The sequence below is a fragment of the Streptomyces sp. C genome (assembly GCF_000158895.1).
GTDB classification, from domain to species: domain Bacteria; phylum Actinomycetota; class Actinomycetes; order Streptomycetales; family Streptomycetaceae; genus Streptomyces; species Streptomyces racemochromogenes.
Map to the genome: position 1 here is coordinate 4691439 of NZ_GG657750.1, position 23261 is coordinate 4714699.

20 protein-coding genes are annotated in these 23261 nt (G+C 71.8%); 13 read left to right on the forward strand and 7 right to left on the reverse strand.

Translation table 11 applies throughout. The annotated features are described in order from the left end of the window. Window positions 1–61: 61 nt before the first annotated feature. On the forward strand, window positions 62–1009 hold the full coding sequence (locus tag SSNG_RS21265) for a polysaccharide deacetylase family protein (protein WP_042801578.1): 948 nt from the start codon (window positions 62–64) through the stop codon (window positions 1007–1009). Next, the gene (locus SSNG_RS21270) at window positions 1006–1893 is read left to right on the forward strand and encodes a polysaccharide deacetylase family protein (RefSeq protein WP_241695090.1); all 888 of its coding nucleotides are present in this window, start codon (window positions 1006–1008) and stop codon (window positions 1891–1893) included. Before SSNG_RS21265 ends, SSNG_RS21270 begins: the two co-directional genes overlap by 4 nt. Before the next feature lie 521 nt (window positions 1894–2414). Here the strand turns inward: SSNG_RS21270 and SSNG_RS21275 are convergent. Further along, window positions 2415–2750: a helix-turn-helix transcriptional regulator gene (locus SSNG_RS21275; RefSeq protein WP_007265948.1), complete on the reverse strand. Its 336-nt coding sequence runs from the start codon at window positions 2748–2750 to the stop codon at window positions 2415–2417. A 105-nt stretch (window positions 2751–2855) separates the two neighbouring features. Here SSNG_RS21275 and SSNG_RS21280 point away from each other — a divergent pair, with 105 nt between their 5' ends. Next, window positions 2856–3164 carry a putative quinol monooxygenase gene (locus SSNG_RS21280; protein ID WP_007265949.1) on the forward strand — a complete coding sequence of 103 codons (309 nt, stop codon included), beginning with the start codon at window positions 2856–2858 and terminating at the stop codon, window positions 3162–3164. Between the two features lie 5 nt (window positions 3165–3169). Here the strand turns inward: SSNG_RS21280 and SSNG_RS21285 are convergent, their stop codons facing one another. Next, the gene (locus tag SSNG_RS21285; protein WP_007265950.1) at window positions 3170–4579 is read right to left on the reverse strand and encodes an FtsW/RodA/SpoVE family cell cycle protein; all 1410 of its coding nucleotides are present in this window, start codon (window positions 4577–4579) and stop codon (window positions 3170–3172) included. Window positions 4580–5211: 632 nt separating this feature from the next. On the opposite strand from SSNG_RS21285, the gene groES reads away from it, so the two are divergent. Both groES and groL read left to right on the forward strand, forming a co-directional pair. Further along, entirely contained in the window at window positions 5212–5520 is a 309-nt protein-coding gene (groES, locus tag SSNG_RS21290) for a co-chaperone GroES (protein WP_007265952.1), read from the forward strand. 111 nt (window positions 5521–5631) lie between these two features. Next, the gene (gene groL, locus SSNG_RS21295) at window positions 5632–7260 is read left to right on the forward strand and encodes a chaperonin GroEL (RefSeq protein ID WP_007265953.1); all 1629 of its coding nucleotides are present in this window, start codon (window positions 5632–5634) and stop codon (window positions 7258–7260) included. A gap of 107 nt (window positions 7261–7367) precedes the next feature. Here groL and SSNG_RS21300 read toward each other — a convergent pair whose 3' ends face one another. Both SSNG_RS21300 and SSNG_RS21305 read right to left on the reverse strand, forming a co-directional pair. Further along, window positions 7368–8060, reverse strand: coding sequence for an ester cyclase (locus tag SSNG_RS21300; RefSeq protein ID WP_042801581.1), 693 nt, complete (start codon window positions 8058–8060; stop codon window positions 7368–7370). Between the two features lie 74 nt (window positions 8061–8134). Further along, complete coding sequence (locus tag SSNG_RS21305) at window positions 8135–8908, reverse strand: SDR family oxidoreductase (RefSeq protein ID WP_007265955.1); 774 nt, start codon at window positions 8906–8908, stop codon at window positions 8135–8137. Between the two features lie 175 nt (window positions 8909–9083). On the opposite strand from SSNG_RS21305, the gene SSNG_RS21310 reads away from it, so the two are divergent. Then, window positions 9084–9980 carry a LysR family transcriptional regulator gene (locus SSNG_RS21310; RefSeq protein WP_007265956.1) on the forward strand — a complete coding sequence of 299 codons (897 nt, stop codon included), beginning with the start codon at window positions 9084–9086 and terminating at the stop codon, window positions 9978–9980. A 101-nt stretch (window positions 9981–10081) separates the two neighbouring features. Here the strand turns inward: SSNG_RS21310 and SSNG_RS21315 are convergent, their stop codons facing one another. Further along, window positions 10082–10402 (reverse strand): WhiB family transcriptional regulator, encoded by a 321-nt coding sequence (locus SSNG_RS21315; RefSeq protein WP_007265957.1) that lies wholly within the window; start codon window positions 10400–10402, stop codon window positions 10082–10084. A gap of 379 nt (window positions 10403–10781) precedes the next feature. Here SSNG_RS21315 and SSNG_RS21320 point away from each other — a divergent pair, with 379 nt between their 5' ends. From SSNG_RS21320 to SSNG_RS21335, 4 genes are all read left to right on the forward strand, one after another. Continuing rightward, a complete protein-coding gene (locus SSNG_RS21320) occupies window positions 10782–11393 on the forward strand; it encodes a response regulator transcription factor (RefSeq protein ID WP_003948568.1) in 612 nt (203 codons plus the stop codon). A 351-nt stretch (window positions 11394–11744) separates the two neighbouring features. Further along, a complete protein-coding gene (locus SSNG_RS21325) occupies window positions 11745–12374 on the forward strand; it encodes a sigma-70 family RNA polymerase sigma factor (RefSeq protein ID WP_007265958.1) in 630 nt (209 codons plus the stop codon). 148 nt (window positions 12375–12522) lie between these two features. Further along, a complete protein-coding gene (gene guaB / locus SSNG_RS21330; RefSeq protein WP_042801583.1) occupies window positions 12523–14022 on the forward strand; it encodes an IMP dehydrogenase in 1500 nt (499 codons plus the stop codon). Between the two features lie 191 nt (window positions 14023–14213). Further along, a complete protein-coding gene (locus SSNG_RS21335; protein WP_007265960.1) occupies window positions 14214–15338 on the forward strand; it encodes a GuaB3 family IMP dehydrogenase-related protein in 1125 nt (374 codons plus the stop codon). An 85-nt stretch (window positions 15339–15423) separates the two neighbouring features. On the opposite strand, the gene SSNG_RS21340 is transcribed toward SSNG_RS21335, so the two are convergent. Then, a complete protein-coding gene (locus SSNG_RS21340) occupies window positions 15424–15903 on the reverse strand; it encodes a hypothetical protein (RefSeq protein WP_007265961.1) in 480 nt (159 codons plus the stop codon). Window positions 15904–16063: 160 nt separating this feature from the next. Beyond that, complete coding sequence (locus SSNG_RS21345; protein ID WP_007265962.1) at window positions 16064–17293, reverse strand: nucleotide sugar dehydrogenase; 1230 nt, start codon at window positions 17291–17293, stop codon at window positions 16064–16066. Window positions 17294–17547: 254 nt separating this feature from the next. Between SSNG_RS21345 and SSNG_RS21350 the strand changes: the two genes are divergently transcribed. The 3 genes from SSNG_RS21350 to SSNG_RS21360 all read left to right on the forward strand — a co-directional run. Then, window positions 17548–19254, forward strand: a complete 1707-nt coding sequence (locus SSNG_RS21350) for a glycerol-3-phosphate dehydrogenase/oxidase (protein WP_007265963.1) — start codon at window positions 17548–17550, stop codon at window positions 19252–19254. A gap of 258 nt (window positions 19255–19512) precedes the next feature. After that, the gene (locus SSNG_RS41245) at window positions 19513–21954 is read left to right on the forward strand and encodes a serine/threonine-protein kinase (protein ID WP_241695091.1); all 2442 of its coding nucleotides are present in this window, start codon (window positions 19513–19515) and stop codon (window positions 21952–21954) included. Between the two features lie 88 nt (window positions 21955–22042). Then, a partial coding sequence (locus tag SSNG_RS21360) for a protein kinase (RefSeq protein WP_007265965.1) occupies window positions 22043–23261 on the forward strand: 1219 nt, incomplete at its 3' end.

Below are 23261 nucleotides of genomic sequence, written 5' to 3' on the forward strand. Positions count from 1 at the left end.
CGGGCGTCCGGCCGTGGTGTCGCCCGGGACGCGGAGTCGTATGGTGAAAACATCCGCTGCTATGCAGCTTGTACGACAACAGGGAAATAGTTCGCAGTTTGGTCTCCGGCCCGCGCGGCACCCGCGCGGCCGGTACGGGGTGGCCCTGGCCGCACTGCTGGTCGCCGCCCTCGGTACGGGGTGCGGGGCCACGGAGCCCGAGAAGCCGGCCAAGGGCAAGCCCGGCCAGGGGGCGGAGGCGGGCGGCGCGGCCGGTGCGCTCGCCAACTCCGCCGAGAAGCTCAAGGCCGCCCAGCAGGCGCGGATCGCCGCCGCGAAGAAGTGGCGGCTGGCCAAGACGCCGCTCCTGGCCCCGGCCGCGCCGAAGACGAAGCCCGAGATCACCACGCGCGAGGGCTTCGAGGTCGAGGACCAGGACGAACTGCCCCCGGTCTTCACCACCGTCCCGACCGAGGACAAGGTCGTCTTCCTGACCGTGGACGACGGGGCCGAGAAGGACCCCGAGTTCATCAGGATGATGAGCGAGCTGAAGATCCCCTACACGGCGTTCCTCAGCGACTACCTCGTGCGCGACAACTACCCCTACTTCAAGGAGATGCAGGCCGCGGGCGTCACCCTGAACAACCACACCCTCAACCACCGCTACATGCCCGGCCTCTCGTACGAGCAGCAGCGCGAGGAGATCTGCGGCCAGCAGGACACCATCCAGAAGCAGTTCGGCAAGCGGCCCACGCTCTTCCGCCCGCCGTACGGCAACTACAACCAGGACACGCTGAAGGCCGCCAAGTCCTGCGGCATCAAGGCGGTTCCGCTGTGGAACGCCGAGGCGTTCGTGAACCGGATGGACTACCGCGAATGGGACCGCGACCTCCACCCCGGTGACATCATCCTCACGCACTTCCGGGGCCGGGAGGACTGGAAGGGCACGATGCCTGACATGATCCGTCATGTCATGAAGACCGTCACGGACAAGGGATACGCCGTGGCCCGCCTGGAGGACTACTTGTGAGGTACGCGCGCCGGTTGGTAGCCGGGACGCTGACGGCCGGCGCGCTCGCGCTGTCCCTGACGGGATGCGGGAACAGTGTGGACCCCATCGAACGGCTGGGCCGCAAGACCGCGCCGGACAGCGCGTCCCCGTCGACCTCCCCGTCCGCGCCGGCCCCTGCGGCGAGCTCCGGGCAGGCCGGTGCGGCGGGGGACGAGGCGTACCGGAAGTGGGGCCTGAAGGCCCCCCTCCAGTACGCCCCCAAGCCGGCGCAGAAGCCCCAACTCCCCAAGGCCGCGCCGGGCAAGGCGGCCGTGCTGGACCGAATACCCGTCGCGCCGACGGAGAAGGTCGTCTTCCTGACCTTCGACGACGGTGCGGAGAAGGACCCCGAGTTCCTGAAGATGGCGGCCGACCTGAAGCTGCCGATCAGCATGTTCCTGACCGACAACGTGGCCTCCTCGGACTACGGCCACTTCGAGAAGCTCCGCGACAACGGCTCCGGCAGCACGGTCAACAACCACACCCTGACCCACCCGAACCTCCGCACCCTGCCCTTCGCGGCGCAGAAGAAGGAGATATGCGGGCAGCAGGACCATCTGGAGAAGCGCTTCGGCAAGCGGCCCCCGCTCTTCCGCCCGCCGTTCGGGAACTACAACGACGACACCCTCAGGGCCGCCGCCGAATGCGGCGCCCCGACGGTGGTCCTGTGGCGGGCGTCGATGCAGATAAACGACTTCCAGTACGCGGAGGGCTCCGCCCTCAAGCCCGGTGACATCATCCTGGCCCACTTCCGAGGCCCGTCGGAGCTCAAGGGCGAGACGGAGACCCAGATGACGACCAAGATGCTCCAGCGCATACAGGACCAGGGCTACAAGATCGCCCGCCTGGAGGACTACTTGTAGGGGGCGGGGCGCGGGGCGCGGGGCTCACGGCGCGGGGCTCACGGCGCGGGCCCGCTATCTCCCCCTCGACCCCGTGGGGCCGGGCGGTGGCTGCCCACGCGCCCCCTTGGATGAGGGGCACCGCCCCCCCGGCCCCCGGCCCACACCCAAGGGGGCGGGTGGGCAGCCACCGCCCAACCCCCACCCCCTCGAGGGGGAGATAGCCGGCCCCCGCCGCCAGCGGCCCAGCGGCCCAGCGCCCCAGTGCCGTCTCGTGCTCCATGCGCGTCAGTTTCTGCGGGTTGCGGACGGTGTAGAGGCCGGTGACGAGGCCTTCGTCGATCCGCCTCGGCACGACCATCTCGACCTCGCCGTCGATCCGCATCAGGAGCGCCGGGTGGCCGTTCACCCGGGTCGGCTCCCGACGACACCCTGCGCCGCGCCTGCCTCACCGGGCGCACCGCCGTGGTGCTCGAGGAGCCGGCCTCCCGGGGAGGCGAGTACGGCGCCCGCACGGGCACCGGTGGGTGAACGCCCCGGCGTCAGACCACTACGCGGTCATCACCGGGCGGCTCGGCCGTCAGGATGGCCAGGAGTCCGGGGAAGCGGGCCTCGATGTCGGCTCGGCGCAGGCCTGCCATCCGGCTGTTGCCGCGGTGGACCTGGTGGATCAGGCCGGCCTCCCGCAGGGTGCGGAAGTGGTGGGTGACCGTCGCCTTCGAGACCGGGAGCGAGAAGGAGGCGCAGGTGCGCGCGGTGCCTTCCGGGGCAACGGCCAGCTCGCGCACCACGCGGCGGCGCAGGGGATCGGCGAGCGCGGACAGCACTCTGCCGAGCTCGATCTCTTCGACGGTCGGGTGACCCTCGTCGTCGGGCATGGTGGCGACCTCCTCCCTTGGGTATGAATTGGATCTTACCTCTGGTGGGTGCTAGCGTCCGGGAGGTACGAACTCAGTCGTACCTAACTGTGGGGGAGAACCTTGATGGACCAGCTCGTCACGCTCGTCGGCGTCGCCCGCTCCAAGCCGGAACGCGCCCAGGAGCTCATGGAGCTCCTGCTCTCCTTCGTCGAGCCCACCCGGCGGGAGCCCGGCTGCCTGGAGTACCACTTCCACGAGGACCGGGAGGAGCCCGGTGTCTTCGTCTTCTACGAGGCGTGGCGCAGCCAGGCCGACCTGGACGCCCACCTGGCGCTCCCGCACCTGCGGGACTTCTGGGAGCGTCGAATGGACTACCTGACCACCGATGTGGAGCTCCGCTTCGTGAACATGCGAAGCCCTTACGGCCACTAGCCCCCTCAGCGCGCCCCCGCCCCCGTCGGCACCACCGGGGTGATGGTCGTTTCCGCCGGGCCCATCGCGTCGGCTTCCCGTTGGCGTTCCGCGCTGTCGCTGATGCGCAGCAGCAGGGCGATCATGATCCAGTTGGCCAGTAGTGACGAGCCGCCCTTCGCCAGGAAGGGGAGGGCCTTGCCGGTCAGGGGGATCAGGCCCGTCACGCCGCCGGCGACCACGAAGACCTGGAGCGCCAGCGCCGCCGCCAGGCCCACCGCCAGCAGCTTGCCGAACGGGTCCCGCGCGGCCAGCGCCATGCGCAGGCCCCGTTGTACGAGCAGGGCGTAGACGATCAGCACGGCCATGACCCCGGCCAGGCCGAGTTCCTCGCCCACCGTCGTCAGGATGAAGTCGCTGCGCCCCGCGAACTTGATCAGCTCCGGGTGTCCCATCCCGAGGCCGGTGCCCGAGACGCCGCCGGTGCCGAAGCTGAACAGCGCCTGGGCGGACTGCTCCGAGTCGAGGCCCTTCGGGGGGTTCGGCGAGTAGACGGCCAGGGGGTTCAGCCAGGCGGCGACGCGGCCCTTGACGTGGGGTTCCGTCGAGCCGACGACGAACGCGCCCACGGCCGCCATCAGCAGGCCGCACACGATCCAGCTGGTGCGCTCGGTGGCCACGTACAGCATCACCACGAAGACGCCGAAGAAGATCAGCGACGTACCGAGGTCGCGCTCGAAGACGAGCACGAGCAGCGAGATGATCCACACGGTGATGATCGGCCCGAGCTGCCGCATCGGCGGCAGCCGCATGCCCAGGAACTTCCGCCCCGTCAGGGCCAGGGAGTCGCGGTGGATGACCAGGTAGCCCGCGAAGAAGATCGCGATCATGATCTTCACGAACTCGCCGGGCTGGAGCGAGAAGCCGAACAGGATGATCCAGCGCTTGGCGCCGTACGTGTCCGCGCCGAAGAACGCCGGCGCGATCAGCAGCACGAGCGCGACGGCCATCGTGATGTAGATGAAGCGCTGGAGCAGCCGGTGGTCGCGCAGCAGCGCCACCACCAGGAGGCAGGCGGCGACGCCGACCACCGTCCACATCAGCTGGTCGGGCGCGTTGGCCGTGGAGTTCCACCGCTCGATGTACCCCTGGTCGAGCCGGTGGATGAGCACCAGCCCCAGCCCGGTGAGCAGCATCGCGAGCGGGAAGACCAGGGGGTCCGCGTAGGCCGCGAACCGGCGGATGCCCAGGTGCCCCACCAGGGACAGCAGCGTCATGCTGATGACGAAGCTGGTGAGGTGCTGGGGCAGCTCGCCGTTCATGGCCAGCCCGGCGCTGACGTGGCCGAAGACGGCGATGCCGATGACCAGGAGCAGCAGCAGCGCTTCGGTGCGGCGGCGGGCGCCCGCCACCGTTCGGGGCCTCAGTCCACGCACGGGATACCGCCGCCGTCGATCGCGCCCTGCTCCGGCCGGGGCGGCGGAGGGGCGGATGACGGGGGCGATGCGGGGGAAGGTGGGAGGGAGGGAGAAGAAGGGGACGGCGCGGCGTCCGGCGCGCTCGGGGTCGTCGCAGTGGTCGACCGTGGACCGATCTGCTCGGCAATGAGGCGCTTTATCTTCATATCTTCTACGACGTTGATGTCCTCCCCATGGTTCCTTCCGAAGCCCTCGACGGGGAGTGTCGTGAGCCGCGCTCCGGGATCCCCGGACCGCCGTCGGCCACTTATTCGGCCAGGTTCTGCGCGTCTTCGACCACGAGGATGCGCACGCCCCAAGCCCCACATACCGGGCAGCGGCTCCTCGGGCCCCGGGGCGCAGCGGTCCGGTTCCCGGTGGGTCGGGGTTCAGCCGAACGGGGGGTTCGGCGGCTGGAATACGTGGAACCAGCGGACCGTGTTGGCACTCCGCTTGACCGAGTGCTAATCGCCGGAATAGTGTCACACCTGGCACTCGCCCCCGGTGAGTGCCAACACAGCGACAGGCTGGTCCGGCACCCGCGACGACGGATCGACCTGGTCGCCACCTCAGACAGTTAACCCCGGATCTCCGAAGGGGGAGGTCGGATCGTGACGACCGCCAGCTCCAAGGTTGCCATCAAGCCGCTTGAGGACCGCATCGTGGTCCAGCCGCTCGACGCCGAGCAGACCACGGCCTCCGGCCTGGTCATCCCGGACACCGCGAAGGAGAAGCCCCAGGAGGGCGTCGTCCTCGCGGTGGGCCCGGGCCGCTTCGAGGACGGCCAGCGTCTCCCGCTGGACGTCAACGTCGGCGACATCGTGCTGTACAGCAAGTACGGCGGCACCGAAGTGAAGTACAGCGGCGAGGAGTACCTCGTCCTCTCGGCCCGCGACGTGCTCGCGATCGTCGAGAAGTAATTCGCTTCAAGAAGTTTGCTTGAGCTGCGCCCCTGGTCACCCCGCTGATTGCCGGGCGGCGAGGGGCGCGGTTCGTTAAACCCGAGTTTTCGAGAGGGCTGAACCGCTCCCATGGCGAAGATCCTGAAGTTCGACGAGGACGCCCGTCGCGCCCTCGAGCGCGGCGTCAACAAGCTTGCCGACACGGTCAAGGTGACGATCGGCCCCAAGGGCCGCAACGTCGTCATCGACAAGAAGTTCGGCGCCCCCACCATCACCAACGACGGCGTCACCATCGCCCGCGAGGTCGAGCTGGACGACCCGTACGAGAACCTCGGCGCGCAGCTGGTGAAGGAGGTGGCGACCAAGACCAACGACATCGCGGGTGACGGCACCACCACCGCCACCGTGCTGGCCCAGGCGCTCGTCCGCGAGGGTCTGCGCAACGTCGCCGCCGGCGCCTCCCCGGCCGCCCTGAAGAAGGGCATCGACGCCGCGGTCAAGGCCGTGTCCGAGGACCTCCTCGCGACCGCCCGCCCGATCGAGGACAAGTCGGACATCGCCGCCGTGGCCGCGCTCTCCGCGCAGGACGCCCAGGTCGGCGAGCTCATCGCCGAGGCGATGGACAAGGTCGGCAAGGACGGTGTCATCACCGTCGAGGAGTCCAACGCCTTCGGCCTGGAGCTCGAGTTCACCGAGGGCATGGCCTTCGACAAGGGCTACCTCTCCCCGTACATGGTCACCGACCAGGAGCGTATGGAGGCCGTCCTCGACGACCCGTACATCCTGATCAACCAGGGCAAGATCTCCTCCATCCAGGACCTCCTGCCGCTGCTGGAGAAGGTCATCCAGGCGGGTGGCTCCAAGCCGCTGCTGATCATCGCCGAGGACGTCGAGGGCGAGGCCCTCTCCACCCTCGTCGTCAACAAGATCCGCGGCACCTTCAACGCGGTGGCCGTCAAGGCTCCGGGCTTCGGCGACCGCCGCAAGGCGATGCTCCAGGACATGGCCACCCTCACCGGTGCCACCGTCATCGCCGAGGAGGTCGGCCTCAAGCTCGACCAGGCCGGTCTGGACGTCCTCGGTTCCGCGCGCCGCGTGACCATCTCCAAGGACGACACGACCATCGTCGACGGTGGCGGCAACGCCGCTGACGTCGCGGGCCGCGTCAACCAGATCAAGGCCGAGATCGAGTCCACGGACTCCGACTGGGACCGCGAGAAGCTGCAGGAGCGCCTGGCGAAGCTCGCCGGCGGCGTCTGCGTCATCAAGGTGGGCGCCGCCACCGAGGTGGAGCTCAAGGAGAAGAAGCACCGTCTCGAGGACGCCATCTCGGCGACCCGCGCCGCGGTCGAGGAGGGCATCGTCTCCGGCGGTGGCTCCGCGCTCGTCCACGCCGTCAAGGTCCTGGAGGGCAACCTCGGCCTGACCGGCGACGAGGGCACCGGCGTCTCCGTGGTCCGCCGCGCCGCCGTCGAGCCGCTGCGCTGGATCGCCGAGAACGCGGGCCTCGAGGGCTACGTCATCACTGCGAAGGTCTCCGAGCTCGACAAGGGCCAGGGCTTCAACGCCGCCACCGGCGAGTACGGCGACCTGGTCAAGGCCGGCGTCATCGACCCGGTCAAGGTCACCCGCTCCGCCCTGGAGAACGCCGCCTCCATCGCCTCCCTGCTGCTCACGACCGAGACCCTGGTCGTCGAGAAGCCGGCGGAGGAGGAGGCCGAGGCCGGTCACGGCCACGGTCACGGCCACAGCCACTGACGCGACGCGTCCGCGCGCTTCGACGAGAAGGCCCCCGCCCGCCGTTCACACGGTGGGACGGGGGCCTTCCCGTTTTCCGGGGCCGTCCGGGGCCGCCTGAGCGGGCGTCACTCCATCATGCCGAGCTGCCGCATCAGGCCCATGGCGTCGTAGTGCCACCAGCCTTCCTTGATCATGCCGTCCTGGCACCGGAAGACCGTGGTGCCCGTCATCGTGCAGGACTTGCCGGTGGGGGCGACGCCCATGAACTCGCCCTTGTGCGTGCCGGTCCAGGTCCACAGCGTGGTGACGTAGTCGTCCTGCGCCATCTGGGCGTCACGGGTGAAGGAGAAGTCGAAGGCGGCGCGCCACATCTCCACGTCCTCGCGGATCGCGGCATAGCCGTGCTTGTCCTCGGGGTTGGAGATGTCGTGGTCGCGGTAGTCCGGGGCGAAGATCTCCTCGATGACGGACATGTCGCCCTTCATCGCGATGTCGTCGTACATCCGGTTCACCATCAGGGTGTTGAGGTGCTCGTCGCGGACCGTGTCGAGGTTGGTGAACGTCGGCATGCCGTCGCACAGGGCCGTCATCTCGTGGAACATTCGGTCCGTCTCGGGGAGGTTGGAGTTCTTCATGGCCTCCTCGTACGAAGGGAACTCGACGAAGTTCACGTAGTGGTCCGTCTGGTCGCGGTCCTTGCCCACGACGCTGTGGGTGACCGTGCGCTTGCCCTGGCTCTGGGCGACGTACTTGTCCAGCAGGTCGTTCATCGCCTCGGGCTGGTGAGTCCGGTAATCAACCAGTTGTACGAATGTCATAGTGGGCTCCCGTGCTGGATGGGACGTGTCCAGTTTAGGGAGAATTCACCCGTTCAGCCCGGTCTACCGGTGGGTCACTGGGGCCCGTACCTACGGCCCGTGCGGGAGGAGACCCCGCCGAGGAGCCCGCGCGGCGTCAGCTTCACCACGCCCATCAGCGCCTTGTAGCGCGGGTCCGGGATCGACACGGTCTTGCCGCGCGCGAGGTCGGCGAGCGCGGCGGCCACCAGCTTGTCCGCGTCGAGCCACAGCCAGCCGGGGATGTTGTCCGTGCCCATGCCGGCCCGCTCGTGGAACTCGGTCCGCACGAAGCCGGGGCACAGGGCCATCAGGCGGACCCCGGAACCGCCGAGGTCCCGCGCGGCGCCCTGGGTGAACTGCACCACCCAGGCCTTGCTGGCGCCGTAGGTGCCGCGCGGTACGAAGGCGGCGACCGAGGCCACGTTGACCACCCCGCCGCGGCCGCGCGAGCGCATCGACTCCGTCGCCGCCGAGGTCAGTCGCAGCACCGCCTCGACGTGCACCTTCAGCATCGTCAGCTCGTCGGCCATGGAGACTTCCAGGTAGCGGCCCTTGTTGCCGAAGCCCGCGTTGTTGACGAGCAGGTCCACCGGGTGCGTACGGTCGCCGAGGCGGGTCTCGACGGCCTTGATGCCCTCCTCGGTGGAGAGGTCGGCGGCCAGCACCTCGGCCTCGATGCCGTGCCGGTCGTGCAGCTCGGTCGCCTGTTCGGCGAGCCGCTTGGTGTCGCGGGCCACCAGTACGAGGTTGTGGCCCTGGGAGGCCAGCCGCCGGGCGAAGGCGGCGCCGATGCCCGCCGTGGATCCAGTGATCAGCGCAGTCGTCATGTGCGCAAAATAGCCGCCCGTGCCGACCGGCGGGCCGTCGCGGGCACGTGCGTGCGATCCCGTGTTCCCCGGAGCCCGCGGAACACCCCCCCCGCGGGCCGCCCGCGCGGACCCTCCTCCCAAAGCGGCGGCTGGGGATTGGCGCCGCGGTCAAAGCCGGTCTTATGCTCGAAGGGTGATCGAGGCACGCCACCTCCGGATCCTGCGCGCCGTCGCCGGGACCGGTTCCTTCTCCGCCGCCGCCCGCGAGCTCGGCTGCACCCAGCCCGCCGTCTCCCAGCAGATGAAGGCCCTGGAGCAGTCGGCCGGGACCCCGCTGCTGGTGCGCGCCGGCCGCGAGATGCGGCTGACCCAGGCCGGTGAGGCCCTGGTGCGCCACGCCGCCGGGATCCTGGCCGGGCTGACGGCCGCCGAGGAGGAGGTCGCGGCCATCGCGGGGCTGCGGGCGGGCCGGGTCCGGCTCGTCTCCTTCCCCAGCGGGAGCTCCACGCTGGTGCCCACCGCGCTCGCGGCGATGCGCGCCGAGCACCCGGGTACGCGCATCTCCCTGGTCGAGGCGGAGCCCCCGCGGTCGGTGGAGATGCTGCGCGAGGGCGACTGCGACGTGGCGCTGGCCTTCCGCTACGCGGGGGCGTCCGCCGTGGCCGAGTGGGACGACCTGGTGGTCACCCCGCTGCTGACCGACCGGCTCGTCGGTCTGGTGCCCGAGGGGCACCGGCTGGCCGGCGCCGGGCGGGTGGGCATGGCGGAGCTGGCCGACGAGCCCTGGATCGCGGGCTGTCCGCGTTGCCGCCGCCATCTGGTGGAGGTGTGCGAGGGGGCGGGCTTCACCCCGCGGATCGACTTCGCCACCGACGACTACCCCGCCGTGGTCGGGCTGGTCGGGGCGGGGCTGGGGGTGGCGGTGCTGCCGGAGCTGGCGGTGGAGTCCGTACGGGCGAAGGGCGTGAGCGCCCTGGCCGTGGAGCCGGCCGTGGAGCGGGAGGTCGTGGCGCTGACGCTGCCGGACCTGGCGCGCGTACCGGCGGTGGCGGCGACCCTGGGTGAGCTGGTGCGGGCCGCCGCCGGCTGACCGTACGGGGGCGCACGGCCGGACGGGTGACGGCCCGGCCCCGGCCGTGGCCGCACGCACGGGGCGCGCGTGCGGATGTGAGGGAACGTTCCTTCAGGCCGTCAGTGCGGCGGTACGGGGCCGCTGGAGGCGGGGATCAGCCGGTGCCGTGCGCGGCCCATGAGTTCCTCGCGTTCGTCCTCGGTGAGGCCTCCCCACACCCCGTAGGGCTCTCGGACGGCGAGTGCGTGCGCGGCGCATTCCGAACGCACCGGGCAGCGCATGCAGACCTCTTTAGCCGAGGCCTCGCGCGCACTCCTGGCCGCGCCCCGCTCGCCTTCCGGGTGGAAGAAGAGGGAGCTGTCGACTCCGCGGCAGGCGGCCAGCAGCTGCCAGTCCCACAGGTCGGCGTTCGGTCCGGGGAGGCGGGAGAAATCTGCCATTGGTAGTCCTCTTGGTGCCGGGTACTACGCGGATACGGTCCATGTCTCCACACCTACTGTCGTAGTAGATGTAAATATGACTCATTGGGACCCTAGCCTCAGACACATGGCAAACGGAAGGAAAGCCGCCAAATAGGGCATAGCTCCAGATGGAGGACAGTTGGCTCGTGGCTCCGGCGTGGTGATTGCTTCCTCACGTAGAGTGCCGAAGGTGTTCGTCCGACCCGTAACTCTTTCGAGTGACCATCGTTGAGAGAGCGAGTGCGGTTGAAACGAGAGGTTCCCGGACAGGTGTCCGAGGGCATCGACCGCACAGGTGACGATACGTACCAGCCTGGAGGCTCAAGGTGACGCGCATCAGCAGCTGCGGAGGGCGGTCATGACTTCCGTCCTCGTCTGCGACGACTCCCCGCTTGCCCGAGAGGCGCTCCGTCGCGCGGTTGCCACCGTGCCCGGCGTCGAGCGTGTGACGACGGCTGCCAACGGCGAGGAAGTCCTCCGCCGCTGGGGCGCCGACCGCTCCGACCTGATTCTGATGGATGTACGGATGCCCGGCCTCGGCGGCGTCGAGACGGTCCGCCGGCTCCTCTCCGCCGACCCGGGCGCCCGCATCATCATGCTGACGGTCGCCGAGGACCTGGACGGGGTGGCCCTCGCGGTCGCCGCCGGCGCCCGCGGCTACCTGCACAAGGACGCCTCGCGCGCCGAACTGCGGGCCACGGTCACCCAGGCGCTCGCCGACCCGACCTGGCGACTGGCCCCGCGCCGGCTCCGCTCGGCCGAGATGGGGGCCGCCCCCACCCTGACCGCGCGCGAGATCCAGGTGCTGGAGGGCATGAGCCACGGCCGGTCCAACGCGGAGATCGGGCGCGAGCTCTTCCTCTCCGAGGACACGGTCAAGACGCACGCCCGCAGGCTGTTCAAGAAGCTCGGCGCCTCCGACCGGGCGCACGCCGTGGCGCTCGGCTTCCGCTGGGGTCTCGTCCGCTGACCGCGACACCGGCGGCCGGCGGCGGCCGCGGTCCCGTCCGCCGACGGCGGACGGGGCGGCAGGTGTCCGCCGGCGCCGCCCGGGGCGGAAGCCGGGGAAGTCCCGCCCGGCCCGGTGTCGCACCGGGGATTGGCGGGGCACAATCCGGGGGACGTGTCGCTTCGGGCGCGATGCCGCATCCTTGATGGTGTGCCGCATTCTTGGAGACGTCGAGTCCCGCGGGACGACGATTCGGGCCGAGCGGAGGGGAGGGCGCAGATGATGAGTTCCGGCGCACCCGCTCATAACGCTTCGATGCACAACACGGACACCGGTGCCGCGAACGCTCCCGCGCCAAGGCACCATGGATTGATGCGCGACGACGAGGCCCTGGGGTCACCCGCGGCCACAGGCCCCACCGGCGCCGCCAAAGGCGGCAACGCCGGGGCCGTCGGCGCGCTCGTACGCCGTGCCGTCGAGGGGGACGAGCAGGCCACGCACGACCTCTTGGCCTTCGTGCACCCCCTCGCCCTGCGCTACTGCCGCACCCGGCTGTCGCGGCTCCCGGGTGACGCCCGTCACTTCGTGGAGGACCTCGCGCAGGAGGTCTGCGTCGCCGTGCTGATGGCGCTGCCCCGCTACCGGGACACCGGCAGGCCCTTCGAGGCCTTCGTCTTCGCCATCGCCGCGCACAAGGTCGCCGACCTCCAGCGGGCCGCCATGCGGCACCCGGGCAGCACGGCCGTGCCCTCCGACGAGATGCCGGAGCGCCCGGACGACTCGCTCGGCCCCGAGGAGCGGGCGCTGCTCAGCAGCGACGCGGCCTGGGCCAAGAAGCTCCTCGCGAACCTCCCGGAGAACCAGCGCGAGCTGCTCGTCCTGCGGGTGGCCGTCGGGCTGACCGCGGAGGAGACGGGGCAGATGCTCGGCATGTCCCCCGGAGCCGTGCGCGTCGCCCAGCACCGGGCCCTGAGCAGGCTCCGGGCGCTCGCCGAACAGTGACCTCCGGCGGAGGCGTGGGTTCCGTTTCGTGGCGGTTTCTGTCGTAGGAAACGACGAAAATCGCGGTTGACCTTGGTCGTGGAATGAGACGCCCCGGGATCCCGTTAGCATGGACATCCGCGCTGAGCAAGACCATTTGGAAGGTGTCATGACCGCCGACGGAGTACCCGACAAATTCGCCACGCTCGGACTGACCTACGACGACGTGCTGCTGCTGCCGGGCGCGTCGGACATGGCTCCGGACGAGATCGACACCTCTTCCCTCATCTCGCGCAACGTCCGGGTGAACGTTCCGCTGCTGTCCGCCGCCATGGACAAGGTCACCGAGTCGCGCATGGCCATCGCGATGGCCCGCCAGGGCGGCGTCGGCGTACTGCACCGCAACCTCTCCATCGCCGACCAGGCCAACCAGGTCGACCTGGTCAAGCGCTCCGAGTCCGGCATGGTCACCGACCCGATCACGGTGCACCCGGACGCGACGCTGCGCGAGGCCGACGAGCTCTGCGCCAAGTTCCGCATCTCCGGCGTCCCGGTCACCGACCCCGCCGGCAAGCTGCTCGGCATCGTCACCAACCGCGACATGGCCTTCGAGTCGGACCGCAGCCGCCAGGTGCGCGAGGTCATGACCCCGATGCCGCTGGTCACCGGCAAGGTCGGCATCTCCGGCGTGGACGCCATGGAGCTGCTGCGCCGCCACAAGATCGAGAAGCTTCCGCTGGTCGACGAGGCGGGCATCCTCAAGGGCCTCATCACGGTCAAGGACTTCGTCAAGGCCGAGAAGTACCCGAACGCCGCCAAGGACAAGGACGGCCGCCTGCTGGTCGGCGCGGCCGTCGGCGTCGCCGGCGACGCGTACGAGCGCGCCCAGGCCCTGATCGAGGCGGGCGCCGACTTCATCGTCGTCGACACCGCCCACGGCCACTCCCGCCTGGTCGGCGACATGGTCTCCAAGATCAAGTCGAACTCCTCCGTCGACGTCATCGGCGGCAACGTCGCCACCCGCGACGGCGCCCAGGCGCTCGTCGACGCCGGCTGCGACGGCATCAAGGTCGGCGTCGGCCCCGGCTCCATCTGCACCACCCGCGTCGTCGCCGGCATCGGCGTCCCGCAGGTCACCGCGATCTACGAGGCCGCCCTCGCCGCCAAGGCCGCGGGCGTCCCCGTCATCGGCGACGGCGGCCTCCAGTACTCCGGCGACATCGCCAAGGCCCTCGTCGCGGGCGCCGACACGGTGATGCTCGGCTCGCTGCTCGCGGGCTGCGAGGAGTCCCCGGGCGAGCTGCTCTTCATCAACGGCAAGCAGTTCAAGTCGTACCGCGGCATGGGCTCGCTCGGCGCGATGCAGTCCCGCGGCGACCGCAAGTCCTTCTCCAAGGACCGCTACTTCCAGGAGGGCGTGGGCGGCGACGACAAGCTCATCCCCGAGGGCATCGAGGGCCAGGTCCCCTACCGCGGCCCGCTCTCCGCGGTCGTCCACCAGCTGGTCGGCGGCCTGCGCCAGTCGATGTTCTACGTCGGCGGCCGCACCGTCCCCGAGCTCCAGGACCGGGGCCGCTTCGTCCGCATCACCTCGGCGGGCCTCAAGGAGAGCCACCCGCACGACATCCAGATGACGGTGGAGGCGCCGAACTACTCCCGTAAGGGGTAGCAGGGGTCAGCGCGGGAGGCGGGTCCGGGTTTCCGGGCCCGCCTCCCGCCGTTGCGGGGGCTCCGCCCCCGGCCCCGCGCCTCAAACGCCGGCGGGGCCGGGAATCGTCGTCCGTACAGCGGTCACCGGAACGCGGGCCCCCGCCGTTCGGGGATACTGGACGGGCAGACCCAGAGGAAAGGCCACCACACGTGACTGAGATCGAGATCGGGCGCGGCAAGCGCGGCCGCCGGGCGTACGCCTTCGACGACATCGCCATCGTCCCCAGCCGGCGTACGCGGGACCCGAAGGAGGTCTCGATCGCCTGGCAGATCGACGCGTACCGCTTCGAGCTCCCCTTCCTGGCCGCCCCCATGGACTCGGTGGTCTCCCCGCAGACCGCGATCCGCATCGGCGAGCTCGGCGGCCTCGGCGTGCTGAACCTCGAAGGTCTGTGGACCCGCTACGAGGACCCGCAGCCGCTGCTCGACGAGATCGCGGAGCTGGACGAGGCCACGGCCACCCGCCGCCTCCAGGAGATCTACGCCGCGCCGATCCAGGCCGACCTGATCCGCCAGCGCATCAAGGAGGTGCGCGACTCGGGCGTCGTGACCGCCGCCGCGCTCTCCCCGCAGCGCACCGCCGAGTTCTCCAAGGCCGTCGTCGACGCCGGCGTGGACATCTTCGTGATCCGCGGCACCACCGTCTCGGCCGAGCACGTCTCCGGCGCCGCCGAGCCGCTGAACCTCAAGCAGTTCATCTACGAGCTCGACGTCCCGGTCATCGTCGGCGGCTGCGCCACCTACACGGCGGCCCTCCACCTGATGCGCACCGGCGCCGCGGGCGTCCTCGTCGGCTTCGGCGGCGGCGCCGCGCACACCACGCGCAACGTGCTCGGCATCCAGGTCCCGATGGCCACCGCCGTCGCGGACGTGGCCGCGGCCCGCCGCGACTACATGGACGAGTCCGGCGGCCGCTACGTCCACGTCATCGCCGACGGCGGCGTGGGCTGGTCCGGCGACATCCCGAAGGCCGTGGCCTGCGGCGCCGACGCCGTGATGATGGGCTCCCCGCTGGCCCGTGCCACCGACGCCCCGGGCAAGGGCAACCACTGGGGCATGGAGGCCGTCCACGAGGACGTGCCGCGCGGCAAGAAGGTCGACCTCGGCACCGTCGGCACCACCGAGGAGATCCTCACGGGCCCGTCGCACACCCCGGACGGCTCGATGAACTTCTTCGGCGCGCTCCGCCGCTCGATGGCCACCACCGGCTACAGCGAGCTCAAGGAGTTCCAGCGCGTCGAGGTCACGGTCGCGGACTCGCAGCACAGCCGCTGACCGCTCACGGCGAGCACGCCGGAGGGCCGGCACCCCGCAGGGGGTGCCGGCCCTCTGGCGCGTGCGGGGCGTGCGGGGCGTGCGCTCAGTCGCTCGCCTTCTTGGCGGAGCCGAAGGCGACGAAGGCGGCGAGCCCGAAGAAGAGGAAGGAGATGGGGTCCAGGGTCTCCTTCCAGACCTCGTTCAGGCCGGAGACGCCAACCCTGTCGATGACGTCCATGACGCCGCTGTTGTCGATCTTGGTGGCCACGAGGGCGACGAAGAACAGCTGGCCGAGGTAGACGGCGCCGAGGGAGAGCACGGCGGAGACCACGGGCAGGACCGGGTTGCGCCCGCCGATCTTGCCGGCGGCCAGGCCCACGAGGAGGCCGACGCCGGCGGCCGCGTAGCCGATCTCGCGGTCGATGGCGTTCATGATGCCCCCGTACGCGGCGGCCGCGGCCAGTGCCGCCACGACACCGGCGGCGATGCCGAGGCCGACGTTGCCGCCGCGCGCCGGGGCGGGGGCGGGGGCGGGGGCCTCGGTGTAGGAGGCGGGCGCCGGCGGCTGGAAGTTCTGGCTCATGGTGGAAATCCCCCCCAGGGATTCGGACGCACGGCTGCCCGTGGGGCGTAAGTGCGGGATAAGTGACGCCGCAGGCTAACAGGGTGCGACGACATTTCGAGAGGGGATTTCGGTCGGGTGATCGGACTGGGATCCGGCCGTGACCTGGGGCGGGTCCGGGTCAGAGGCGGTGGGCCGCGCCGGCCGGGCTGGCGCCGCGGGTGTCGAGGAGGAGCTGTGCCTTCACCGCCAGGCCCTGCATGTCGTAGGTGCGGTGGTGCTGGAGCAGGATCGTGAGGTCGGCGTTGGCGGCGGCCTCGTAGAGGGAGTCGGCGCGCGGTACGGGCTGGTCGCGGACCCGCCAGCCCGCGATGTACGGGTCGTGGTAGCTGATCAGCGCGCCCAGGTCGAGGAGCCGGCTGGCGATCTCCCGGGCCGGGGAGCCCTCCTGGTCGGCGAGGTCGGGCTTGTAGGTGACGCCCAGGAGGAGGACGCGGGCGCCGCGGGCGGACTTGCCGTGCTCGTTCAGCAGGGTGGCGCAGCGCTGGATGACGTACTGCGGCATCCGGTTGTTGATCTCCTGCGCCAGTCCGACCATGCGCAGGGGGTGGCCGGGGGTGCGGGTGGTGTGGGGGAGGTAGTTGGGGTCCAGGGGGACGCCGTGGCCGCCGACGCCGGGGCCGGGGCGGAAGGCCTGGAAGCCGTACGGCTTGGTCTCGGCGCAGCGGATGACGTCCCACAGGTCGACGCCGAGGTCGTGGCAGAGGACGGCCATCTCGTTCATCAGGGCGATGTTGACGTGCCGGTAGTTGGTCTCCAGGAGCTGTACGGTCTCGGCCTCGCGCAGGCCGCGGGCGCGTACGACCTTCTCGGTGAGGCGGGCGTAGAAGGCGTGCGCGGACTCGGTGCAGGCGGGGGTGAGGCCGCCGATCACCCTGGGGGTGTTGGAGATGGTGTGGGTCCGGTTGCCTGGGTCGAGGCGGCTGGGGGAGTAGGCCAGGTGGAAGTCCCGGCCCGCCCGCAGGCCGGAGCCCTCTTCGAGGATGGGCCGCAGGTAGTCCTCGGTGACGCCGGGGTGGGCGGCGGACTCCAGGATCACGGTGGTGTGCGGGCGCAGCCGGGCGGCGAGGGTGCGGCCCGCCTCGCCGACGGCCCCGAGGTCGAGCGCGCGGTCGGCGCCGAGCTGGGTGGGGGCGCAGATGACGGCGGTGCGGACCCGGCCGAGTTCGGCGGGGTTCGTGGTGACCCGGAAGCCGGCCGCCGACATGCGGCGGATCTCGGCGGCGGTGAGGGTGCTGTCCGTGGCGGGGCCGCTGTCGTAGCCGACGGTCTCGATTCCGGCGGCTACGGCCGCCTGGGCGAGGGGGAGGCCGAGGTGGCCTAGTCCGATGACGGCGAGATCTGCGGGCATGGGGGGCCGTCCCTTCCCTTCCCTGGCATGCATGAGGGGGCGGTGCGCGCAAGTCCTGTGGACGACTGGAGCTGGCGCAATGTCAGACTAGGCGTATATATGACAGATATGTCGCATTGTGGGGTGGTGGTCGCCGTTGTGTTGTCCACAGGCGGTGGCTGATGTGGGTGCGGCCGGTCAGAATCGAGAAGCGGGGGATGTGAGCGGGATCACCCGCACCGAGCGGGTACGGCCCGCACCAACGGGAGGCAGCCGTGAGGACAGCGACACTGGGACCGGCACAGCGTGCGGAGGCGCTCGCCCGGATGGCCGAGCGGGAAGTGGACGTTCTGGTCGTCGGCGCGGGCGTGGTCGGCGCGGGCACCGCGCTGGACGCCGTGACCAGAGGCCTGTCCACGGGCCTGGTGGAGGCCCGTGACTGGGCGTCCGGGACGTCGAGCCGGTCGAGCAAGCTGATCCACGGCGGCCTGCGGTACCTGGAGATGCTCGACTTCGCCCTCGTACGGGAGGCGCTCAAGGAGCGGGGGCTGCTGCTGGAGCGCCTCGCCCCGCACCTGGTGAAGCCGGTGCCCTTCCTGTACCCCCTCCAGCACAAGGGCTGGGAGCGCTTCTACGCCGGCTCGGGCGTGGCCCTGTACGACGCGATGTCCGTCTCCAGCGGACACGGCCGCGGCCTGCCCACGCACCGGCACCTGACGCGCAAGCGGGCCCTGCGCATCGCGCCGGCCCTGCGCAAGGACGCCCTGGTGGGCGCCCTGCAGTACTACGACGCCCAGATGGACGACGCGCGCTACGTCGCCACGCTGGTCCGGACGGCCGCCGCGTACGGGGCGCACTGCGCCAATCGGGCGAGGGTGGTCGGCTTCCTGCGCGAGGGCGAGCGGGTCGTCGGGGCCACGGTGCGTGATGTGGAGGGCGGTGGCGAGTACGAGATCCGCGCGAAGCAGGTCGTGAACGCGACCGGGGTGTGGACGGACGACACGCAGGCGCTGATCGGGGAGCGCGGACAGTTCCACGTACGGGCCTCGAAGGGGATCCACCTGGTCGTCCCGAAGGACCGGATCCACTCCAGCACCGGGCTGATCCTGCGGACCGAGAAGTCCGTGCTGTTCGTGATCCCGTGGGGCCGGCACTGGATCGTGGGCACCACGGACACGGACTGGGACCTGGACAAGGCGCACCCGGCGGCGTCGAGCGCGGACATCGACTACCTGCTGGAGCACGTGAACTCGGTGCTGGCCGTGCCGCTCACGCGCGACGACGTCCAGGGCGTGTACGCGGGCCTGCGGCCGCTGCTGGCCGGGGAGTCGGACGCGACGAGCAAGCTCTCCCGCGAGCACACGGTGGCCCATCCGGTGCCGGGCCTGGTGGTGGTGGCGGGCGGCAAGTACACGACGTACCGGGTGATGGCGAAGGACGCGGTCGACGAGGCGGTGCACGGGCTGGACCAGCGGGTCGCGGCGTGCGTGACGGAGGACGTGCCGCTGGTGGGGGCGGAGGGCTACCGCGCCCTGTGGAACGGTCGCGCCCGCATCGCCGCGCGGGTCGGGCTCCATGTGGTGCGGGTGGAACACCTGTTGAACCGCTACGGATCCCTGACGGAGGAACTGCTCGGGCTGATCGAGGCCGACCCGGGGCTCGCCGAGCCGGTGACCGGGGCGGAGGACTACCTGCGGGCGGAAATCGTCTACGCCGCCTCGCACGAGGGCGCCCGGCACCTGGACGACGTGATGACCCGGCGGACCCGGATCTCCATCGAGACCTTCGACCGGGGGACCCGATCGGCGCGCGAATGTGCGGAATTGATGGCTCCGGTGCTGGGCTGGGACAAGCAGCAGATCGAGAAGGAGGTCGAGCACTACGAGAAGCGGGTCCAGGCGGAGCGGGAATCACAGCGCCAGCCGGACGACCAGACGGCGGACGCGGCACGGTTGGGGGCGCCCGACATCGTCCCGTTGTAACTCCGAGATACATGAGGGGGAACCGGCGGACCCGGGGCTCCCGTCGGATGCGGAGTGAGCAACAATGAGGTTTCTGCCGGGGTGGATTACCGTGCCCCCCGGCGGCTGCCGAGGCAGCCGGGGCAGGCTGCACGAACGCAGAGGGGACGCATGTCGAAGCCGGAGCACACCGAGTCGTCTGCCGGGGCGCCTGCGGCGAAGCTGGATGACGGGGCTGCCGCCGCCGCTGCCGCTGACGCTGACGCTGCGAAGGTGCCGGTGTCGAAGTCCGCTCCGGGCGGAGGCGCCGAGGCGGCCGAAGCCGCCGCGGTGCCCCGGCCGCGCCGTTCCGCCGGTTCCGCTGCCGCTGCGAAGACCGCGCCGGCCGGGGGCGTTGAGCCCTCCGCCCCCGCCGAGCCGGCCCAGGCGACCCCCGGGGAGGACGAGCCCGCGGACGCCGTACCCGCGAAGGCGAACACCGCAGAAGGCGCGCCCGCGGAGGGCGCGTCCGTCGGGGCGGCCCCGGCGAAGGCTGCTCCCGCGAAGGCGGCCCCGGCGAAGGCTGCTCCCGCGAAGGCGGCCCCGAAGAAGGCCGAGCCCGCCACGCCGGCCCCGGCCGAGCCCGCCAAGGCGGCTCCGGAGAAGGGCGAGCCCAAGGGGGACGGTCCTGCGAAGGTGGGCGCCGTGAAGGACGCGGCCGTCACGGGCGCGCCCGTGAAGGGCGGGTCCGGGGATGCGGCGGTCGTCAAGGGGGCTTCCGCGTCGGCGGGTGTGGAAGGGAGCGGTCCCGGCAAGGACGCGGCGGGCGAGGGCGAAGCCGAAGAGGCGCGGCGGCAGGGGCGGTTGCTGGCCGGGCGGTACCGGCTGGGTGCCGTGCTCGGCAAGGGCGGCATGGGCACCGTCTGGCGCGCCGAGGACGAGGTCCTCGGCCGGACCGTCGCCGTCAAGGAGCTCCGCTTCGGCAACGGCGTTGACGAGGACGAGAAGCGGCGCCTCATCACCCGGACCCTCCGCGAGGCCAAGGCCATCGCCCGGATCCGCAACGAAGGGGCCGTCACCGTCTACGACGTCGTCGACGAGGACGCCCGCCCCTGGATCGTCATGGAGCTCATCGAGGGCCCCTCGCTGGCCGAGTTCGTCCGGGAGAACGGCCCGCTGTCCCCGCACCGCGCGGCCGAGGTCGGCCTCGCCGTGCTCGACGTGCTCCGCGCCGCGCACCGCCAGGGGATCCTGCACCGCGACGTGAAGCCGTCCAACGTGCTGATCGCCGCGTCCGGCCGCGTCGTGCTCACCGACTTCGGCATCGCCCAGGTGGAGGGCGACCCCTCCATCACCTCCACCGGCATGCTCGTCGGCGCCCCCTCCTACATCTCCCCGGAGCGCGCCCGCGGCCAGAAGCCCGGCCCGCCCGCCGACATGTGGTCCCTCGGCGGGCTGCTGTACGCGGCCGTCGAGGGCGTGCCCCCGTACGACAAGGGCAACGCGCTCGCCACGCTCACCGCGGTGATGACCGAGCCCGTCGACCCGCCGCAGAACGCCGGCGGCCCGCTGACCGAGGTCATCTACGGGCTGCTGGTCAAGGACCCGGCCAGGCGCCTCGGCGAGGACCAGGCGCGGACGATGCTCACCGCCGTGATCAACGCCCCCGAGCCGGTCGCAGCCCCGGAGCCGCAACCGGTCCCGCCGGTCGAGGAGACCCGCCCGATCTCCCTCACCAAGGCCGACGCGGCGGCCGAGAAGGCCGCCAAGAAGGAACGCGAGCGCCGTGAGCGCGAGCAGCGCGAGCGGACCCGCGCCGCGCTGAAGGCCGCCCGTAAGGCGGCCGCCGCCGAGGCCGCCGCCGCTGCCGCGGCCGAGGCGCCCCCGGCCCGGCCCGCGCAGCCCGGTCCCTCGCTCACCGACGTGGTGTCGCGCCGCACCATCGTGCTGGCCATAGCCGCGGTGGTCGTCGTCCTCGCGGTCGTCGGCTCGCTCATCGCCTACATGATCAAGGGCGACGGCAAGGACGACGGCCGCAAGAACGAGGGCAAGGGCGGCCCGGTCGCCTCCGGCACCCCCTCGCCCGGCACCTCCGCCGGCAACGGCCCCTCCGCGTCGGCCGGGTCCTCGCCGAGCGCCAACCCGAGCGGCACCCCGGGCACCCCCGCACCCAGCGGCACCCCCGGCGGCGCCGACCAGGGACAGGGCCAGGGCCAGAACCCGGCGCAGGGCCAGAGCCAGGGACAGGGCCAGGGCGCCAGCCCCGGCGGCCCCGGCGGCGGGCTCCCGGCGGGCTTCGCCACCGTGACGGACCTCGGGTTCCACTTCTCGATGGCGATGCCCGAGGGCTTCCGCCAGACCGGCACCGCGGGCGAGAACTCCGGCGCGATATACAGCCGAGACGGAGGCTTCCCGAGGATCCAGGTCGACTACACCGCCAGCCCGGGCAACGACGCCCGCCTCGCCTGGGCCAAGCTCGCCCCCGCCGTCGCGGGCAGCAGCAAGAACTACCGGCTGATACGCCTGGACACGGTGAACTACCGCAACTACCCGACCGTCGCGGACTGGGAGTTCGAGCGGGAGCAGCAGGGCACGCGGGTCCGCGTCCTGAACCGCGGCTTCAAGGCCGACGCCACGCACGGCTACGCCATCATGATCACCTGCGCCGCCGACCAGTGGGACGGCCCCGAGTGCACGCAGCTGCGCGACACCGCCTTCCAGACCTTCCAGCCGTTGGGCTGACGGGCCTCCCAAGCCCGGGACGCGGGCGGCCCCGGCGACGTATCGTGTCCAGCGGGGGCCATGGGGGACCGCACTCGGGGGAGGCGATGTGGAGGACTACGCCGGCCGGATCCTGTCCGACCGCTACCGTCTGCCGATTCCGCCGTCCGACGAGTACGAGCTGACGGAGACCCGCGCCTTCGACACGCGCAGCGGGCAGGAAGTCCTCGTCCGGCAGGTGCCGCTGCCCGAGGTGGTGGACGCCGAACTCCTCGACGGGTCCGGTGCGCACGCCGTGGCCGCCGGGGAACTGCCCGCCGTCCGGCGGGCGATCGCCGCCGCCCAGGCGGCCGCCTCCGTACCGGACCACCCCCGCCTCGACCAGGTCTTCGACGTGTTCGCGGAGGACGGCTCGCTGTGGATAGTGAGCGAACTCGTCCCCGCCAGGCCGCTGGCCGCGCTGATCGCCGACGAGCCGCTGAGCCCCTACCGGGCGGCGGAGGTCGCCTCCGACGTGCTGACCGCGCTGCGCGTGCTGCACGCGCACGGCTGGACGCACCGCAACATCACGGCCCGGACCGTGTTGATATGCGAGGACGGACGGGTCGTCCTGACGGGGCTGGCGGCGGGCGCCGCCGAGGAGGCCCTGTGCGGGTACGACCCGGTGCCGCCGCCGGACACCGGGGAGCCGGGCGGGGACGCGGGCGCGGACGCCGCCTGGGGCACCCCGCCGGAACCCGTACGGGACCCCGCGCCGCCGGAGCCCCCGCCCGCCGGGCCCCGCGACGACGGGCCCCGGTACGCGCCGCTGGTGGCGCCGGGGTACGACACCGGCCCGCGCTACACGGACCACATCACCCCGGACCGGGAGCCGGAACCGCAGCCGGAGCCGCAGCCGACCGCCCGGCCCGCCCCGCCCGGGCAGGACCGGGCCGCCGCCGAGGCCGCCGCCCGCGCCGGGACCATCGCCGCGTACCGGGCCGGCAGCCGGGCGGCCTCCGCCGAGGTGGCGCGGCAGCGCGGCGGGCGCGGCCCCGTGGTCGTGCCGGTGCTGCCGCCGACCGGGGCCAACCTGCCCCAGGAGTACGCGTACCCGTACGGGGGGCCGGACACCGCCGCCGCCACGCCCTGGCACGGGGTGGCCCCCCGCCGCCCGGCCGAGCCGCAGCGGACGCCGGAACCGGAGCCGCAGCCCTCGCCGCCCCGGCCCGAGCCGCACCCCGAGCCCCAGCCGCAGCAGCCCGAGGCCGCCCCGGCCCGGCCCGCGCTCCCCGCCCAGCTCGCCCTCCCGCAGGGCTACCGCCAGGCAGAGCCCCCGGCGCGCCCGG

Bases quoted from the DNA above. Each gene is read 5' to 3' on its own strand.
- SSNG_RS21265 (WP_042801578.1), top strand. From the start codon at position 62: ATGCAGCTTGTACGACAACAGGGAAATAGTTCGCAGTTTGGTCTCCGG.
- SSNG_RS21275 (WP_007265948.1), bottom strand. From the start codon at position 2,750: ATGCCCGACGACGAGGGTCACCCGACCGTCGAAGAGATCGAGCTCGGC.
- SSNG_RS21280 (WP_007265949.1), top strand. From the start codon at position 2,856: ATGGACCAGCTCGTCACGCTCGTCGGCGTCGCCCGCTCCAAGCCGGAA.
- groL (WP_007265953.1), top strand. From the start codon at position 5,632: ATGGCGAAGATCCTGAAGTTCGACGAGGACGCCCGTCGCGCCCTCGAG.
- SSNG_RS21300 (WP_042801581.1), bottom strand. From the start codon at position 8,060: ATGACATTCGTACAACTGGTTGATTACCGGACTCACCAGCCCGAGGCG.
- SSNG_RS21305 (WP_007265955.1), bottom strand. From the start codon at position 8,908: ATGACGACTGCGCTGATCACTGGATCCACGGCGGGCATCGGCGCCGCC.
- SSNG_RS21315 (WP_007265957.1), bottom strand. From the start codon at position 10,402: ATGGCAGATTTCTCCCGCCTCCCCGGACCGAACGCCGACCTGTGGGAC.
- SSNG_RS21320 (WP_003948568.1), top strand. From the start codon at position 10,782: ATGACTTCCGTCCTCGTCTGCGACGACTCCCCGCTTGCCCGAGAGGCG.
- SSNG_RS21325 (WP_007265958.1), top strand. From the start codon at position 11,745: ATGCGCGACGACGAGGCCCTGGGGTCACCCGCGGCCACAGGCCCCACC.
- guaB (WP_042801583.1), top strand. From the start codon at position 12,523: ATGACCGCCGACGGAGTACCCGACAAATTCGCCACGCTCGGACTGACC.
- SSNG_RS21340 (WP_007265961.1), bottom strand. From the start codon at position 15,903: ATGAGCCAGAACTTCCAGCCGCCGGCGCCCGCCTCCTACACCGAGGCC.
- SSNG_RS21345 (WP_007265962.1), bottom strand. From the start codon at position 17,293: ATGCCCGCAGATCTCGCCGTCATCGGACTAGGCCACCTCGGCCTCCCC.